At 63.8% G+C, this 16244-nt stretch carries 22 protein-coding genes; 18 read left to right on the top strand and 4 right to left on the bottom strand.

What is annotated here, in order from left to right; all coding sequences use genetic code 11:
* Positions 1–134 precede the first annotated feature (134 nt).
* The 5 genes from FJ954_RS01565 to FJ954_RS01545 are packed head-to-tail and all read left to right on the top strand — an operon-like array spanning position 135 to position 2498.
* Entirely contained in the window at positions 135–977 is an 843-nt protein-coding gene (locus tag FJ954_RS01565; RefSeq protein WP_140660199.1) for an urease accessory protein UreD, read from the top strand.
* A 28-nt stretch (positions 978–1005) separates the two neighbouring features.
* Complete coding sequence (locus FJ954_RS01560) at positions 1006–1308, top strand: urease subunit gamma (protein ID WP_140660198.1); 303 nt, start codon at positions 1006–1008, stop codon at positions 1306–1308.
* Positions 1309–1318: 10 nt separating this feature from the next.
* Positions 1319–1573, top strand: coding sequence for a DUF1272 domain-containing protein (locus tag FJ954_RS01555; protein ID WP_140660197.1), 255 nt, complete (start codon positions 1319–1321; stop codon positions 1571–1573).
* A gap of 25 nt (positions 1574–1598) precedes the next feature.
* Complete coding sequence (locus tag FJ954_RS01550) at positions 1599–2186, top strand: HupE/UreJ family protein (RefSeq protein WP_140660196.1); 588 nt, start codon at positions 1599–1601, stop codon at positions 2184–2186.
* A 6-nt stretch (positions 2187–2192) separates the two neighbouring features.
* Positions 2193–2498: an urease subunit beta gene (locus FJ954_RS01545; RefSeq protein WP_015314507.1), complete on the top strand. Its 306-nt coding sequence runs from the start codon at positions 2193–2195 to the stop codon at positions 2496–2498.
* Between the two features lie 53 nt (positions 2499–2551).
* Here the strand turns inward: FJ954_RS01545 and FJ954_RS01540 are convergent, their stop codons facing one another.
* A complete protein-coding gene (locus FJ954_RS01540) occupies positions 2552–3058 on the bottom strand; it encodes a hypothetical protein (protein ID WP_140660195.1) in 507 nt (168 codons plus the stop codon).
* 114 nt (positions 3059–3172) lie between these two features.
* Positions 3173–3550, bottom strand: coding sequence for a hypothetical protein (locus FJ954_RS01535; protein WP_140615327.1), 378 nt, complete (start codon positions 3548–3550; stop codon positions 3173–3175).
* Between the two features lie 164 nt (positions 3551–3714).
* On the opposite strand from FJ954_RS01535, the gene ureC reads away from it, so the two are divergent.
* The 9 genes from ureC to FJ954_RS01490 all read left to right on the top strand — a co-directional run bounded on the left by ureC (position 3715) and on the right by FJ954_RS01490 (position 10626).
* Complete coding sequence (gene ureC, locus FJ954_RS01530; RefSeq protein WP_181177738.1) at positions 3715–5430, top strand: urease subunit alpha; 1716 nt, start codon at positions 3715–3717, stop codon at positions 5428–5430.
* 159 nt (positions 5431–5589) lie between these two features.
* Positions 5590–6078 carry a DUF29 domain-containing protein gene (locus FJ954_RS01525; protein ID WP_140660193.1) on the top strand — a complete coding sequence of 163 codons (489 nt, stop codon included), beginning with the start codon at positions 5590–5592 and terminating at the stop codon, positions 6076–6078.
* A 55-nt stretch (positions 6079–6133) separates the two neighbouring features.
* Entirely contained in the window at positions 6134–6727 is a 594-nt protein-coding gene (locus FJ954_RS01520) for a hypothetical protein (RefSeq protein ID WP_140660192.1), read from the top strand.
* A 45-nt stretch (positions 6728–6772) separates the two neighbouring features.
* Positions 6773–7408, top strand: a complete 636-nt coding sequence (locus FJ954_RS01515) for a glutathione S-transferase family protein (RefSeq protein WP_140615321.1) — start codon at positions 6773–6775, stop codon at positions 7406–7408.
* Between the two features lie 70 nt (positions 7409–7478).
* Positions 7479–8039: an urease accessory protein UreE gene (gene ureE, locus FJ954_RS01510; protein ID WP_140660191.1), complete on the top strand. Its 561-nt coding sequence runs from the start codon at positions 7479–7481 to the stop codon at positions 8037–8039.
* Positions 8032–8703, top strand: coding sequence for an urease accessory protein UreF (locus tag FJ954_RS01505; protein ID WP_015314499.1), 672 nt, complete (start codon positions 8032–8034; stop codon positions 8701–8703). Before ureE ends, FJ954_RS01505 begins: the two co-directional genes overlap by 8 nt.
* Positions 8700–9140, top strand: coding sequence for a DUF3995 domain-containing protein (locus tag FJ954_RS01500; protein ID WP_140660190.1), 441 nt, complete (start codon positions 8700–8702; stop codon positions 9138–9140). Before FJ954_RS01505 ends, FJ954_RS01500 begins: the two co-directional genes overlap by 4 nt.
* Entirely contained in the window at positions 9137–9778 is a 642-nt protein-coding gene (gene ureG / locus FJ954_RS01495; protein WP_015314497.1) for an urease accessory protein UreG, read from the top strand. The genes FJ954_RS01500 and ureG overlap by 4 nt, the downstream gene beginning before the upstream one ends.
* Before the next feature lie 80 nt (positions 9779–9858).
* The gene (locus FJ954_RS01490; RefSeq protein ID WP_015314496.1) at positions 9859–10626 is read left to right on the top strand and encodes a class II aldolase and adducin N-terminal domain-containing protein; all 768 of its coding nucleotides are present in this window, start codon (positions 9859–9861) and stop codon (positions 10624–10626) included.
* Positions 10627–10629: 3 nt separating this feature from the next.
* On the opposite strand, the gene FJ954_RS01485 is transcribed toward FJ954_RS01490, so the two are convergent.
* Positions 10630–11262, bottom strand: coding sequence for an HAD family phosphatase (locus FJ954_RS01485; protein ID WP_015314495.1), 633 nt, complete (start codon positions 11260–11262; stop codon positions 10630–10632).
* A 242-nt stretch (positions 11263–11504) separates the two neighbouring features.
* On the opposite strand from FJ954_RS01485, the gene FJ954_RS01480 reads away from it, so the two are divergent.
* The gene (locus tag FJ954_RS01480) at positions 11505–12464 is read left to right on the top strand and encodes a sugar-binding transcriptional regulator (RefSeq protein WP_140615310.1); all 960 of its coding nucleotides are present in this window, start codon (positions 11505–11507) and stop codon (positions 12462–12464) included.
* Positions 12465–12489: 25 nt separating this feature from the next.
* Here FJ954_RS01480 and FJ954_RS01475 read toward each other — a convergent pair whose 3' ends face one another.
* Entirely contained in the window at positions 12490–12675 is a 186-nt protein-coding gene (locus tag FJ954_RS01475) for a hypothetical protein (RefSeq protein WP_015314493.1), read from the bottom strand.
* 110 nt (positions 12676–12785) lie between these two features.
* On the opposite strand from FJ954_RS01475, the gene gcvA reads away from it, so the two are divergent.
* The 3 genes from gcvA to FJ954_RS01460 all read left to right on the top strand — a co-directional run bounded on the left by gcvA (position 12786) and on the right by FJ954_RS01460 (position 16235).
* Positions 12786–13691 (top strand): transcriptional regulator GcvA, encoded by a 906-nt coding sequence (gcvA, locus tag FJ954_RS01470; RefSeq protein WP_140660189.1) that lies wholly within the window; start codon positions 12786–12788, stop codon positions 13689–13691.
* A gap of 236 nt (positions 13692–13927) precedes the next feature.
* Positions 13928–15238, top strand: coding sequence for a sugar ABC transporter substrate-binding protein (locus FJ954_RS01465; RefSeq protein ID WP_015314491.1), 1311 nt, complete (start codon positions 13928–13930; stop codon positions 15236–15238).
* 124 nt (positions 15239–15362) lie between these two features.
* A complete protein-coding gene (locus tag FJ954_RS01460) occupies positions 15363–16235 on the top strand; it encodes a sugar ABC transporter permease (protein WP_015314490.1) in 873 nt (290 codons plus the stop codon).
* The last annotated feature ends 9 nt before the right edge of the window (positions 16236–16244 follow it).

The following is a 16244-nucleotide window of genomic DNA, read 5'->3' as shown; positions in this document are numbered from 1 at the left end:
GCCGCGATCTTCGCCTTATCCCTCCGCCAAGCGTCGCCTGACCGTACCAAGGTGGTTCCCTCTATAGAAACGGAAACGCCATCAAGCAACAAGCTATATGTCGACAAAAGCGCCACAGTGCTTAACCTGACGGCGTGGATACGATCGAAAATACCAGGTTTTCAGGTCAGCTGGCCCAGCGCGCGGCGGGCAAGGCGCGGCTAGGTTGCGCCAGCATTGACGGCCGCACGCGGCTGCGGCGCCTCTATCAGGACGGCTCCGCCAAGATAAGGCTGCCGTATGTTTCGGCCGGCCCGCTGGAGGCCGTCCTGATCAACACCGCCGGCGGGCTGACCGGCGGCGACCGCCTCGGCTGGGATGTCGATGTCGGCCCGCATGCCAGCGCGGGGATAACGACCCAGGCCTGCGAAAAAGTCTATCGCGCCGCATCGGACCATGCCGAAGTCCGGGTCAGGCTGACCGTCGGAGAGAACGGCAGCATCGCCTGGCTGCCGCAGGAAACCATCGTCTTCGATCGCGCCGCGTTTGTCCGTACGTTGGACGTCGAGCTTGCCGCGGGGGCCGAGGCGCTGGTGCTGGAAGCGGCCGTCTTCGGCCGCCTGGCCATGGGCGAACGTGCCACACAGGGCACTTTTCGCGACCGCTGGCGTATCCGCAGGGAAGGAACCCTCATCCACGCCGAGGATTTCCGCATCGGACCTGATATCGCCGACATCATGGCCCGTCCGGCGATAGCAAATGGCGCGATCGCCGTGGCTACGCTGCTGCTGGTGTCGCCGCGCGCGGAAGCCCTGCTCGACCAGGCCAGGGAGATCATTGGCGACCGGGGTGGCGCCAGCGTCTGGACCGTGAAGACATCTGGCAAGCTTCTTGCGAGGCTTTACGCCGAGGACGGCTACCAGCTGCGCCAGCGGCTGGTCCCGCTCGTCGGATTGCTCAACGGAAAAGCGGGGCTGCCCAAATTATGGTCACTGTGACTGTGTCCGCATCACTTCAGGAAGACGCATGAACCTGACGCCAAGGGAAAAGGACAAGCTGCTGATCGCCATGGCGGCGATCGTGGCGCGCAAGCGGCTGGAGCGCGGCGTCAAGCTCAATCATCCGGAAGCGATCGCGCTGATCACCGATTTCGTCGTCGAGGGCGCCCGCGATGGCCGCCCGGTGGCCGAGCTGATGGAGGCCGGCGCCCATGTCGTCAGCCGCGCGCAGGTGATGGAAGGCATTGCCGAGATGATCCATGACGTACAGGTGGAAGCGACCTTTCCCGACGGCACCAAGCTGGTGACCGTGCACGACCCGATCCGGTGAGGAGAGAGACATGCTTGAACTGCGCCCGAACTGTGAATGCTGTGACAAGGACCTGCCGCCGGAAGCGACGGATGCGCGGATCTGCACTTTCGAGTGCACCTTTTGCGCCGGCTGCGTCGAAAGCGTGCTTGGCGGCGTCTGCCCGAACTGCGGCGGCAATTTTACGGCCCGGCCGATCCGCCCCGCCGCGATGCTGAAGAAACATCCGGCTTCGACCAAACGCGTGCTCAAGGCCGAGGGCTGCGGCCCCCGCAAGGCCGCCTGACACCGCAAAACGAAAGGCAAGTTAGATGATCCCTGTCAAACGCCTGTGCCTCTCGGCGATCCTGCTCGTGGCCGCGGCGATGCCTGCCTACGCCCATGTCGGCATCGGCACGACCTCCTCCGCCATGGCCGGCTTCACGCATCCGCTGTCGGGCCTCGACCATATGACGGTGATGCTCGCCGTCGGTCTGTGGGCGGCCCTCAAGGGCGGTAAGGCGATCTGGGTCTGGCCGGCGGCGTTCGTCGGCGTCATGCTCGGTGGCGCGGCCCTGGGCACGGCCCATGTGCCGCTGCCCTTCGTCGAGCCGGGTATACTGGCCTCCGTCGTGGCGCTCGGCCTGCTGGTGGCGCTGGCGGTCGATCTGCCTGTTTCGGCCGGTGTCGCCATCATCGGCCTGTTCGCGCTGTTGCACGGCCATGCCCATGGCACGGACGTGCCGGAAAATGCCGGCGGCCTCGAATATATGGCCGGTTTTGCCGTCGCCACCGTGCTGCTCCATGCGATCGGCATCGCCGTCGGGCTTGGCCTCGGCATGAGGTCCCGCGGCGTGGCCCGCGTCATGGGCGCCGCCTGCGCGGCGATCGGCATCGGCCTCGCCTTCGGCGTCGTGTGAGGACCCATGATCCCAGGCGAAATCATCCCCGTTCAAGGCGACATCGAGCTCAACAAGGGTCTGCCGACCGTCATCCTGAAAGTGGCCAACAGTGGGGACCGACCGGTCCAGGTCGGCAGCCACTATCATTTCTACGAAACCAATGAGGCGCTGAAATTCGATCGTGAACGGGCGCGCGGCATGCGCCTCGACATCGCCGCCGGCACCGCAACGCGCTTCGAGCCGGGGCAGGAACGGGACGTCACGCTGGTGCCGCTTGGCGGCAAGCGTGAAATCCATGGCTTCCAGCAGAAGGTGATGGGCAAGCTGTGAGGGCTTCTTATGCGTGGCCGGCAAGGCCAGCGCGCGCAAGCGCTGCGTGGGGCTCAGCCCGAGGGCTTGGCGGCCGCATAGATGACGATCTTTCCCGGATCGTCGAACTCCACGGCGAGAACGTCCTGTGCAAGGACGCGCCGCGAATCGAGGGCATTGAAAAGCAGGGCGTTGGCCTCGATCTCCTTGCGCAGCTCAGTGACATCGTCCTGATGCTGCCGAACCTTGTTCTCGATGGCTGGCGGCGGGCCGCCTTCGCTGCGCGCCGCGTCGGTGAGGAACACGATATCGACCTTGTCGAGCTTGGACGTCTTGCGCACCGTGCTGATGTTTTCGCGCGTGCGGTCGATCGCCGAACTGACTTTTCCGATTTCAGCGGTCGTCTTGGCCTCTTCCTGGTTAACTTGCGATCCGACGATGCGGTCGACGGTCTCGGGACTTTCCAGGCCCTGCGCGTTGAGCGCCGCCCGCGGGACACTCGCCGCCAGAAACGCAGCCGCGGCAATGACATGCAACCATCGCGCATGGCATCGGGGATCGGGCAGGGTGGTGAGGGTCATCGTTCGCTTTCGCAGTTTGCTTCAAGGCCTTTGAAACGAAACGTCCCCAGCCCTGTCACGGTTCCCTCTCCGGTTCGGTGGGCGGACCGGATACCGGCCCGCCGCGCCGGTTCGTCAGCTGGCTTTCTTGGTGATCAGGGTCAGCGCGCCGTTCGGCTCCATGCTGGCCGCGACCACCTGGGCCGACGTCATGCCCTTGGCCTGGAGGGCGGATTTCACCTTGGGGGTGGCATCGATCGAACTGCGCAATTTCTGCAGGCCGGCATCGCCACGCTGGGCAATGACCTGGTTGACCTGCGTCTGGGTGTCCTTCGGCAACTCGCTGATGTCGATCACGTTGACGCTCTGGATCGCCGGCGCGGCCTGCTGACCGCCGGGCGCGGCTGGAGCCGGCGTAGTCGGGGCGGGCTGTTGCGCGGGCTGCTGCTGGGCGCTGGCGGCACCCGCCAGCATCAGGCTGGCGGCGGCTGCAAGAATTATCGCTTTGCGCATGGATTTTCCTTCCATCGATTTGGCAAACGGTCGTTTTGGGGTGACCCTTCCACCTCAACCGCCAAATGGGTCCGGAAGGTGTCGCCCAGCGGGTCATTGCGTGACCATTGGAGGGCGGCAATGTGCAGCCCGGCTTTACCAACACCGCATTTCGGGAGCAATCGCTGATGGCCAGACTAACGCGTGCCGCCTACGCCCAGATGTATGGCCCGACGGTCGGCGACAAGGTGCGGCTTGCCGACACCGAACTCTTCATCGAGGTCGAGAAGGATTTCACCATCCATGGCGAGGAGGTGAAATTCGGCGGCGGCAAGGTCATTCGCGACGGCATGGGTCAGAGCCAGGTTTCCCGTGCCCAAGGTGCGGTCGACACCGTCATCACCAATGCGCTGGTGATCGATGCCAGCGCCGGCATTTTCAAGGCCGATATAGGTTTAAGGGATGGCCGCATCGCGGCCATCGGCAAGGCCGGCAATCCGGACACGCAGGACGGCGTCACCATCATCATCGGCCCCGGCACGGAAATCATCGCCGGCGAGGGCAAGATCCTGACCCCGGGCGGCTTCGACGCGCATATCCACTTCATCTGCCCGCAGCAGATCGAGGAAGCGCTTATGTCGGGCATCACCACCATGCTCGGCGGCGGGACCGGTCCGGCGCATGGCACGCTGGCAACGACCTGCACACCGGGGCCGTGGCACATGGCACGCATGATCCAGTCCTTCGACGCCTTCCCGATGAATATCGGCCTGTCGGGCAAGGGCAATGCCTCGCTGCCGGCCGCGCTCGAGGAGATGGTGCTGGGCGGCGCCTGCTCGCTCAAGCTGCACGAGGACTGGGGCACGACGCCGGCGGCGATCGACTGCTGCCTGTCGGTGGCCGACGATTACGATGTCCAGGTGATGATCCACACCGACACGCTCAACGAGAGCGGCTTTGTCGAGAACACGGTGGCGGCGATCAAGGGCCGCACCATCCATGCCTTCCACACCGAGGGCGCCGGTGGCGGCCATGCGCCTGATATCATCAAGGTCTGCGGCCTGCCCAACGTCATCCCGTCCTCGACAAACCCGACGCGGCCCTACACAGTCAACACGCTCGCCGAGCATCTCGACATGCTGATGGTCTGCCACCACCTGTCGCCGTCGATCCCCGAGGACATCGCCTTTGCCGAAAGCCGCATCCGCAAGGAGACCATCGCGGCCGAGGACATCCTGCACGACATCGGCGCCTTCTCGATCATCTCGTCGGACAGCCAGGCCATGGGCCGGGTCGGCGAGGTGGCGATCCGCACCTGGCAGACGGCCGACAAGATGAAGCGTCAGCGCGGGTCATTGCCTCAGGAGACGGGCGACAACGACAATTTCCGCGTCCGCCGCTACATCGCCAAATACACCATCAATCCGGCCATCGCGCACGGCCTGTCGAAGGACATCGGCTCGATCGCGGTCGGCAAACGCGCCGATCTGGTGCTGTGGAACCCGGCCTTCTTCGGCGTCAAGCCGGACATGGTGCTGATCGGCGGCATGATCGCGGCCGCCCCGATGGGCGACCCCAACGCCTCGATCCCGACGCCGCAGCCGATGCACTACCGGCCGATGTTCGGCGCCTATGGCAAAGCCCGGACCAATTCGTCGGTGACCTTCGTTTCGAAGGCCGCGCTCGAGTCCGGTTTGCACGGCCGGCTCGGCGTCGACAAGCAGTTCGTCGCCGTCGAAAACACGCGCGGCGGCATCGGCAAGCACTCGATGGTGCTCAACGACGCCACGCCGCATATCGAGGTCGATCCGGAAACCTACGACGTTCGCGCCGATGGCGAACTCTTGACCTGCGAGCCAGCGACCGTGCTGCCGATGGCGCAAAGGTACTTTCTGTTTTGAGACGTTCCGCTGAAATTCATGAATGGGCAATGAACTGCCATGAAAGCGCATGCGCTTCGTCAACTGCGGCAGCGGAATGTTGCGCCGAAGGGTTCGGATAAGGGTCTACCTTTTCCGTCTGGCTTGGAAATTACGTGCTTTGAGAGCAATATCACTTAAATGAACAAGATTTTTCGAAAACAGCAATTGACGCCCTATGAGGCCGATTATGCTCAGTGGTGCGCCGAGCAAGGCGCGCTGTTGCGCGAAGGTCGCCTCTCAGACCTCGATCGCGATAACCTGGCGGAGGAGATCGAGAGCTTGGGGCGGAGCGACAAAAGAGAAATTGCGAGTAGACTTGGCACCTTGCTCCTGCATTTGCTCAAATGGGAATTTCAGGCCGAAAGGCGCAAAGCTGGATGGTTGCTGACCATCCGCGAGCAGCGATTTCAGATCGAAGATCTGCTCGATGAAAGCCCTAGCTTGAAAGCCTATCCGGGACGGCGGCTCGGACGAGAATTCAAAATAGCGAGATTGAAGGCGGCGGACGAGACCGGCCTGAGGGAGGGCAATTTCCCCGCGGACTGTCCGTATTCGATCAGGGAAATTCTCGACCATGACTATTTTCCCGGCACGCCGTGGTCATCGGATCAGCTTATTCGCGAATAGCACCACGTGGTCCGCTAGAGCTTTTTCATAGCATCGAGAGCATTATTAGCTATCTATGGACCAGCAAATAGCCTCCGCCCACGACATTTTCCCGCATATTCGCATCGTCATGGGCATGGTGATCGGGCTTGGCGTCGCGCGCCTGCTGTCGGGGGTGGCGCGCATTGTCCAGCATCCCGGCCAATACCGGCTCTACACGGTGCATCTGGCCTGGGTCGCCTCGGTGCTGTTGATGCTGGTGCATTTCTGGTGGTGGGAGTTCGGCCTCTACACCATCGAAACATGGACCTTCGGCAAGTACCTGTTCATCATTTTCTACGCGATCACCCTGTTCCTGCTCTGCGCGCTGCTGTTTCCGGATTCGATGCTGGACTACACCAGCTACGAGGATTTCTTCTATTCGCGCCGCGCCTGGTTCTTCGGCCTGCTGGCGGCGACCTACCTGCTCGACGTGGTCGACACTTTGCTGAAGGGGCCTGAGCATTTCGCCCGCTTCGGCAGCGAGTATCTGTTCCGCACGCCGGTCTTCGTCGTGCTGTGCGTCGTCGCGATCCTGGTGCGCGACCGCCGGTTCCACATCGCCTTCGTCGCGGCAGCGCTGATCTACCAGATATCGTTCATCCTGCGGCTCTTCGACACGATCGTATGACGGCCGCGGATGCACTAGGCTGCTCGGGAAAGGCAGGGTTCAACGATGTACAAGGCCGTCGGATCGCGCGGATCCCGGGTCAGTCGCGTCCTCTGGATGCTGGAGGAACTCGGCCAGCCCTATGAGTTCGTCGAGGTCAAGCTGCGCTCGCCCGAAGCCTATGCGCTCAATCCGTCGGGCAAGGTGCCGATCCTCATAGACGGTGAATTGACGGTGACGGATTCGGCGGCGATCTGCGTCTATCTCGCCGACAAGCACGCCGATAAAGGTATGGGCGCCAATCCCGGTCTCGCTGGCCGCGCCGAAATGGATTCCTGGATGCATTTTGCCCAGAGCGAGTTCGAGGCGCCGCTGTGGAACAAATTGCGCCACCGTTTCCTCCTGCCCAGGGAGGTGCGGGTCGATGTCGGTCCTGCCGCGGCCTTTGACTTCGCCACGGAGGTCAAGGCGCTGGAGCGCCGGCTCGGCGACAAGCCGTTCGCGCTCGGCGACCGGTTTTCCGCCGTCGACGTGCTGCTCGGCGACATGGGCGGCTGGGCGCGTGCCGGCCGTTTCCCGATCGACTCCGAGCGCGTCAATAGCTATTTCGATCGCCTTCTGGCGCGGCCGGCCCGGACCCGGGCGCAAGCCAATGCATCGGCCCGAAAATCGGAATCGATTTTCGGAAAGCACGATGCATAGGTTCAAACGTGTTAGAGCGTCCTTTGCACGTCTAAGGGGACGCGCGGCGCTCTGATGGAGGTTCCATGAAATGAAGCTCAACCTCAACACCGACTTCACCAAATTCCCGCGCGCCGTCTCCGTATTGCCCGCCGGCACGGCCGCAACCACCGCGCCGTCCGGCCGTGCCGTTCTCGCCCATGACGAGCGGCATCTGCGCCGCCGCGCTATCGAACTTGCCGACGGCAGCAAGGTGCTGGTCGACCTGCCCGAGCCTGTCGCTCTGAACGATGGCGACCGGCTGGTGCTGGAGGATGGCGGCCATATCGAGATCATCGCGGCGCCCGAAGAGGTCTATGACATCCGCGCCCGCGACGCCGTGCATCTCGCCGAACTCGCCTGGCATATCGGCAACCGCCATCTCGCCGCCGGCATCGAGGCGCACCGTATCCTCATCCTGCGCGACCACGTCATCAAGGCGATGCTGGAGGGGCTAGGCGCCACGGTGCGCGACGTCTCCCAGCCGTTCAAGCCGGTGCGCGGCGCCTATTCCGGCGGGCATGATCACGGCCATGCGCATGCGCACAGCCATAGCGAAGCGCATGCGCACAGCCACGCGCATTCGCACGATCACCACCATGATCATGACTGACCAGCCGTCCGGCATCGCCCTGCTACGGCTGATGGCGTGGCTGTCGCCGGCCTTTCCGGTCGGCGGCTTTGCCTACAGCCATGGCCTCGAGCGCGCGGTGCAAGATGGGCTGGTGACCAATGCCGCCGGCCTTGCCGGCTGGCTGGAGGCGCTGGTCGAGATGGGCTCGGGCTGGAACGATGCCGTGCTGTTCGCCGAAAGCTGGCGCCGCGCCCGTGAAGGTGGCGATCTGGCCGAGGTTGTCGCACTGGCCGAGGCACTGGCCGGCTCGCGCGAACGCCACGCCGAGACCATGCTGCAAGGCGCGGCCTTCCTCAAAGCAGCCGCCGCCTGGCCCACTGCCGTGCTGGAGCGCTTGCCGGCCGATTGCGCCTATTGCGTGGCCGTCGGAGCCGTGGCCGGCGGCAATGGCATCGCGCTTGAGGACGCGCTGTGCGCCTTCGCGCAAGCCTTCTTCTCCAACCTCGTCCAGGCCGCGATCCGGCTCGGCATGATCGGCCAGAACGAGGCGACGACGCTGCTCGCGGGTTTCGAGCCGCTGGCGCTCTCGACCGCTGCCCGCGCGTCCCGCTCGACATTGGACGACCTCGGCGGCTGCGCCTTCGTCTCCGACGTCATGGCCATGAAGCACGAAACCCAGTATTCGCGATTGTTCCGCTCATGATCCTCCTCGCCTTCGTCCTCTCCTTCGTCCTGCTGCTGATCACGGCACTGCATGTCTATTGGGGCATAGGCGGCGTCTGGCCGGGCAGGGACGCGGCGTCCTGCGCCCACGCTGTCGTCGGCTTTCGCTGCGTCAACGAAATGCCGACGCCGTTCGCCAGTTTCGCCGTTGCCGCCTGCCTCGGCCTGGCAACGCTGTGGCCGCTGGCGCTCATCGGTTTCTTTGCCTCGCCGTTTCCCAAGCAGGGCCTCGCGGCTACCGCGATGCTGATCGGACTGGTGTTCCTGGGGCGCGGCATTGCCGGTTTCACGCCCTGGTGGCGCCGGCTGGCGCCGCAACAGCCTTTCGCTCGGCTCGATTCCAGTTTCTATTCGCCGCTCTGCCTGTTGATCGGGCTCGGCTTCGCAGTCCTTGCCATCACGGAGTTTCCGACATGACACAACCCAACGGCCCCCTTCGTATCGGCATTGGCGGCCCCGTCGGTTCCGGCAAGACGACGCTCACCGAAAAACTCTGCAAGGCGCTGCGCGACGAGTTCTCCATCGCCGTCGTCACCAACGACATCTACACCAGGGAGGACGCCATGATGCTGGCCCGGCTGCAGGCGCTGCCGGAGGACCGTATCGTCGGCGTCGAGACCGGCGGCTGCCCGCACACCGCCATCCGTGAGGATGCCTCGATCAATCTGCAGGCGATCGCCGAGCTCAACCGCAAGTTTCCCGACCTCGACATCATCTTCATCGAATCCGGTGGCGACAACCTTGCCGCCACCTTCTCGCCGGACCTTGCGGATCTCACGCTGTACGTCATCTCGGTCTGCCAGGGCGAAGAAATTCCGCGCAAAGGCGGCCCGGCGATCACGCGGTCCGATTTCCTGGTCATCAACAAAAGCGATCTTGCGCCCTATGTGAACGTCAATCTCGACGTCATGGAGAGCGACGCCGGCCGCATGCGCGGCAAGCGGCCGTTCGGCTTCACCGATCTTTCGCGCGGCAAGGGCCTGCGGGAGGTAATCGATTTCATCATCGAGCACGGCGGACTGCGAACCGTTGGCGCCGCAAGCACCGCGGCATAACTGGCCTTCTGCACCAAGCGAAAGCGGTTGCGGGCACCAGCGGCGCGCGGCATTCTGGGCCAAACCGGAGGATATTTTCGATGAGCATCGCCCGCCTGCAGAAGGAAACGCTCACCAACCTGCCATTCTACGAAGAGCGCGTCGATCTCGCCTGCGCCTTCCGCTGGACGGCGCGGCTCAACATGCATGAGGCGGTGGCCAACCATTTCTCGCTGGCGGTCAACGACGACGGCACCAGGTTCCTGATGAACCCGAACCAGGTGCATTTCTCGCGCATCAAGGCGAGCGACCTGATCGAGATCGACGCCAACGACCCCGAGACGCTTTCCGGGCCGAATGCACCCGACCCCACGGCATGGGGCCTGCACGGCGCCGTCCATCGCAACGTGCCGCACGCGCGCTGCGTCATGCACGTCCATTCGATCCACGCCACCGTGCTGGCCTCGCTTGCCGACTCGACGCTGCCGCCGATCGACCAGAATTCGGCGATGTTCTTCAACCGTCACGTCGTCGACGCCCATTATGGCGGACTGGCCTTCGAGGAAGAGGGCGAGCGCTGCTCGCAGCTTCTCGCCGACCCCAAGGTCAAGGTGATGGTGATGGGCAACCATGGCGTGCTGGTCATCGGCGACACCGTCGCCGACGCCTTCAACCGCATGTTCTATTTCGAGCGTGCCGCCGAGACCTACATCAAGGCCCTGTGGACGGGCCGGCCGCTGCGCACCCTGTCCGACGCGATCGCCGAGAAGGCGGCGAGCGAGATGGACAACTATCCCGGCCAGGCCGAACGTCATCTCGCCGAGTTGAAGGCGATCCTCGACGAGCAGGAGCCGGTGTACCGGAACTGAACGCTACAGTCCGAGCTGAGCCCGCAATTCCCCGGCGCTGTTGATGACAATGGCGCCGGGCGGTCCTTCCATCGGCTTTTCAGGCCAGAAGATCGTCTTCATTCCCGCCGCCAGGCCCGCCATGGCGCCCGGCCAGCTGTCGTCGACCGCGACGGCGTGCGCGGGATCGACGTCTGCCAGATAGGCGGCGCGAAGGAAAGGCTCCGCGTGCGGCTTGCCCTCCCGCACATCGTTGCGGCTGATCGTCTTCATGCCGGGGTAGGTCAGCCCGACCATATGCAGATTGGCGTCGACGATCATCCGATCCGAGTTTGAGACCACCGCCTGCTGCACGCCGAGCGCGCGCAACTCCTTGAAGATCTCGATGGCGCCTGGGCGCGGCTTCAGCCCCTCGACCAGCGGCAGGTAATGCTCGTATTTGTGAACGATCCATTCGTCGAAGGGCAGTTGCAGCCCGAACTCGTCGCGCATCATTTCGTAGACCGGCCAGGCGGCGACGCCGAGCACGCGTTCGTGCAGATCGGCTGGCGGCGTGAGGCCGGCATTGCGCATCGCTGCGATGAGGGCTGCCTCATGCAGCGGTTCGCTGTCGACCAGCGTCCCGTCCATGTCCCAGAAAACCGCCTTCGGTGTCATGCAGCGCTCCTTTTTTCGATCCCTTAAAGGGTTTGCGCCGCGAGATAAACCTTTGGCGGCCATTGAACATGCCTTCAGATGGGGAAACGGACCCGCGACGCTTTCTCCGATAGGATGTTTGCGGAGAAATCACCGCTGCTTCGGCGCAAGCATTCGCTCTTTAGATTGACAATTGCGCAGGCGGTCATTCCCTGCGAAACTGATACGACCGCCTGATGATTGGCGGTTTGGGGAGGCAGGACGTGAATACCCGGCAGGATGGCGGCAGCAACAGGCTGGACGACGCGGCGCGCGCCGGCTGGCTCTATTATGTTGCCGGCAACACACAGGACCAGATCGCCGCTACGCTCGGCATATCGAGGCAGACGGCGCAGCGTCTGGTGTCGCTGGCGGTGTCGGAAGGCCTGATCAAGGTCCGCGTCGATCATCCGATCGCCAACTGCCTTGATCTCGCTGCACGGCTGAAATCGCGCTTCGCGCTCGACCTGGTCGAGGTGGTGCCGAGCGATCCCAATTCATCTTCCACCACCATCGGCATCGCCGAAGCGGCGGCCGCCGAGATCGAGCGGCGGCTGCGGTCGCCGACGCCGATCGTCATGGGCATCGGCACCGGACGGACGCTGAAGGCGGCGATCGAACAATTGCCGCCGATGGAATGCCCGCAGCACAAGGTGGTGTCCTTGACCGGCAACATCTCGCCGGACGGGTCCGCTGCCTTCTACAACGTCATCTTCACCATGGCGGACAGGGTCAAGGCGCGGTCCTTCCCGATGCCGCTGCCGGTCATCGCCTCTTCGCCGCAGGAGCGCGAGATGCTGCTCAACCAGCCGATGATCCAGCCGACACTGGTGCTTGCGGCGGAGGCCGACGTCACCTTCATCGGTATCGGCGACCTCGGCCCGAAGGCGCCGCTCTACGAGGATGGCTTCATTTCCGAAAGCGAACTGAAAGCCTTGCAGAAGGCCGGCGGCGTCGCTGAAATCGTTGGCTGGGTGTTCGACCGCGAGGGCCGCATGATCGACGGCATCACCAATGACCGGGTGTCGTCGGCGGCGCTGCCGTCGCGGGAGAAGTCGCTGGTGATCGCGCTCGCCATGGGGGAGCGCAAGCTGCCCGGCATCCTGGCGGCGGTCAACCGACGGCTGGTCAACGGGCTCATCACCGACGAGCGGACGGCGGCCGCCCTGCTAGCCAGTATCTGACGGCTTCGCGATAAAGCCAGCAAGGCTATTGGTGCCGGCCGAAAGGGTCGTTGCCATCGAGGAAACCGAGGTCGCGCTGCAGATGCGGCGACAGGTCCCTGACGTCGAGATGCGCCCTTTTTCGGGTCGCGAACCAGCCGAATCCGTCCGCAAGCCACGAAATCCAGCGATGATCGGGGGCGGGAGTGCATTTTTGCTGCGCCATGGTCATGATCGTCAACCTTCGTTATCTTGAACCCGAATGACGGGTTGAGGATGAATGTCGGCCTTGCCGGCCGCTTTTGCCAATCGAACGTCGATAACGATCCATAAGGAGGCTTTATGCCTGATCTCAGCGCGCCGCAGGTTTCGCAGCTGCCGCCGTTACAGGCGATCCGGGTGTTCGAGGCGGTGGCGCGGCATCTTTCCTTCACCAAGGCCGCCGGCGAACTCGCCATGACGCAAGCGGCGGTCAGCTATCAAATCAAGGTGCTGGAGGAGCGCGTCGGCGCTCCGCTGTTCCTGCGCCGGCCGCGGCAGATCGAACTGACCGAAGCCGGCCAGCGCCTGGCGCCGGCGGTCAGCGAGGCCTTTGCCATTCTTAGCCAGGCCTATGCCGCCGCGCGCGGCGGGGCGGACGGGTTGTTGTGCGTCACCACGGTGCTGACTTTTGCCTCGAACTGGCTGGCGCACCATCTGGGCGCATTCCAGATCGCGCATCCCTCGCTTGCCGTGCGGCTCGACACGTCGAGCCGGCTGACGGATTTCGCCCGCGAGGATGTCGACCTCGCCATTCGTTCTGGCGGCGGCAAATGGCCGGGGCTGGAAGCCCACAAGCTGCTCGATGCCGATTTCACGCCCATGCTGAGCCCGAAGCTCGCTGCGAGCGTCGGCGGCATCAACGAACCGGCCGACCTGCTCAAGCTGCCGATCCTCGATCCCAGCGATATCTGGTGGACGCAATGGTTCGAGGCCGCCGGCGTGCACAGCCACGACCTTGCCAGGCGGCCCGGCAGCAGCATGGGCGCGCAGGCCTATGAAGCCAACGCGGCCATATCGGGCCATGGCGTGGCGATCCTGACCCGGGCGCTGTTCAAGGCCGAACTCGCCGACGGCCGGCTGATCCAGCCATTCGAGCTGGTCGGCGACGACGGGCACGCCTACTGGCTGGTCTACCCCGAGGCGCGCCGCAACGTGCCCAAGATCCGCGCCTTCCGCGACTGGCTGCTGGCCGAGATCGCCTGCTGACCGGCACATAAGCTGACGTCAGACCGGGGCAACAAACGACATCCCGTTCGAGAGGCTTTGGCCCCGCCGCCTGGACTCCAGACGGCGGCAACCCGAGCCCTGTCGCCGAACCTCCGCCCCATTCGCCGGCCGTGTGCTGCGCTGCAGCATCGAATCCGGCTTGACATAATTAAGACTAAGTGAGTAATTGCTCACAACCAAGGCAAATGCTCAACTTGGTTTATGGGAGGAATTTGATGAAACTTCGCACGCTCACCCTGGGCTTGTTGTCGGCCAGCACGCTTGCGTTCGCCGCACACGCCGAATCCATCACCATCGCCACCGTCAACAATGGCGATATGGTCCGCATGCAGAAGCTGACCGACGACTTCACCAAGGCTAACCCGGACATCCAGCTCAACTGGGTCACGCTCGAAGAGAACGTGCTGCGCGAGCGCGTCACCACCGACATCGCCACCAAAGGTGGCCAGTATGACGTGATGACCATCGGCACCTACGAGGTTCCGATCTGGGCCAAGCAGAGCTGGCTCCTGCCGCTCGACAAGCTCGGCGACGACTATGACGCCAAGGACATCATCCCGGCAATTGCCGGCGGCCTTTCGGTCGATGGCAAGCTCTATGCCGCGCCCTTCTACGGCGAGAGCTCCTTCGTCATGTACCGCAAGGACCTGATGGAGAAGGCTGGGCTGAAAATGCCCGACGCCCCGACCTGGGATTTCATCAAGCAGGCGGCCGACAAGATGACCGACCGCGCCAATGGCGTGAACGGCGTCTGCCTGCGCGGCAAGGCCGGCTGGGGCGAGAACATGGCCTTCCTGACCGCCATGTCGAACTCCTTCGGCGCCCGCTGGTTCGACGAGAACTGGAAGCCGCAGTTCGACCAGCCGGAATGGAAGAAGACGCTGCAGTTCTATGTCGACCTGATGAAGGCCGACGGTCCCGAGGGCGCCTCGTCCAACGGCTTCAACGAGAACCTGGCGCTCTTCCAGCAGGGCAAGTGCGGCATGTGGATCGACGCCACCGTCGCCGCCTCCTTCGTCTCCGACCCGAAGAACTCTACCGTCGCCGACAAGGTCGGCTATGCCCTGGCGCCGGATAATGGCTTGGGCAAGCGGGGCAACTGGCTGTGGGCGTGGTCGCTGGCGATCCCGGCCGGCACGCAGAAGGCCGACGCCGCCGAGAAGTTCGTGTCCTGGGCGACCAGCAAGCACTATGCCGAGCTCGTCGCGTCGAAGGAAGGCTGGGCAAACGTGCCTCCGGGCACGCGTTCCTCGCTCTACGCCAATCCCGAGTACCAGAAGGCGGCTCCGTTCGCCAAGATGACCCTGGACTCCATCAATGCCGCCGACCCGACGCATCCGACCGTCAAGCCGGTGCCTTATGTCGGCGTGCAGTTTGTCGCCATCCCTGAATTCCAGGGCCTTGGCACCACCGTCGGCCAGCTCTTCTCGGCGGCTCTTGCCGGCCAGTCGAGCGTCGACGATGCGCTGAAGCAGGCCCAGGACGCCTCCACCGCGGCGATGACCGAGGGCGGCTACATCAAGTAAGGCTCCTCCCGGTGCCGAACGCCGGTCACCTCCTCGACCGGCACCGGCCGCCCGAAACCCAGTTCGGGCGGCCGCCTTTCCAGAGCCTGTGAAAATTCAGCCTGATCCTTGAAGGGTGACCGTCATGGCTACTCAGCAGACCCGTTCGCTTGCCCGATTCATGATGGCGCCTTCCGTGGTGCTGCTGTTCGTCTGGATGATCGTGCCGCTGGTCATCACGATCTGGTTCTCCTTCCAGCAGTACAATCCGCTCAACCCAATGCGCGACGGGTTCGTCGGCTTATCCAACTACGCGCTGTTCTATTCCAATCCGGCCTTCCTGCAGTCGATCCTCAACACGCTTGTCCTGGTGGTCAGCGTGCTGCTGATCACGGTGATCGGCGGCATCCTGCTGGCGTTGCTCATCGATCAGCCGATGTGGGGCCAGGGGATCGTGCGCATCCTCGTCATCTCGCCGTTCTTCGTCATGCCGCCGGTGGCCGCATTGGTGTGGAAGAACATGATCATGCACCCGCAATATGGCGTGTTCGCCGACATAGCGCGCTTCTTCGGAGCACAGCCGATCGACTGGTTCGGCCAGCATCCGATGACGGCGATCATCATCATCGTCGCCTGGCAGTGGCTGCCTTTCGCGACATTGATCCTCTTGACCGCGCTGCAGTCGCTCGACGGCGAGCAGAAGGAAGCCGCCGAGATGGACGGCGCCGGCTTCATCAGCCGCTTCATCTATCTGACGCTGCCGCACATGTCGCGGGCGATCACCGTCGTCATCCTGATCCAGACGATCTTCCTGCTCTCGGTCTACGCCGAGATCCTGGTCACCACCAATGGCGGCCCTGGATACGCCTCCACCAACCTGCCCTTCCTCGTCTACCAGAAGGCGTTGCTGGAATTCAAAATCGGCCAGGCATCCGCGGGCGGTGTGATCGCCGTCATTCTCGCCAACATCGTCGCCTTCTTCGCCATGCGCGCCGTCGGCAAGAACCTGGACAAGTAAGGGAGGATA

Origin of the sequence: Mesorhizobium sp. B2-3-15 (assembly GCF_006442875.1) — a bacterium.
Classification (GTDB): Bacteria; Pseudomonadota; Alphaproteobacteria; order Rhizobiales; family Rhizobiaceae; genus Mesorhizobium; species Mesorhizobium australicum.
The sequence above is the reverse complement of the archived record's forward strand: the minus strand, read 5'-3'. Positions and strand labels throughout refer to the sequence as shown.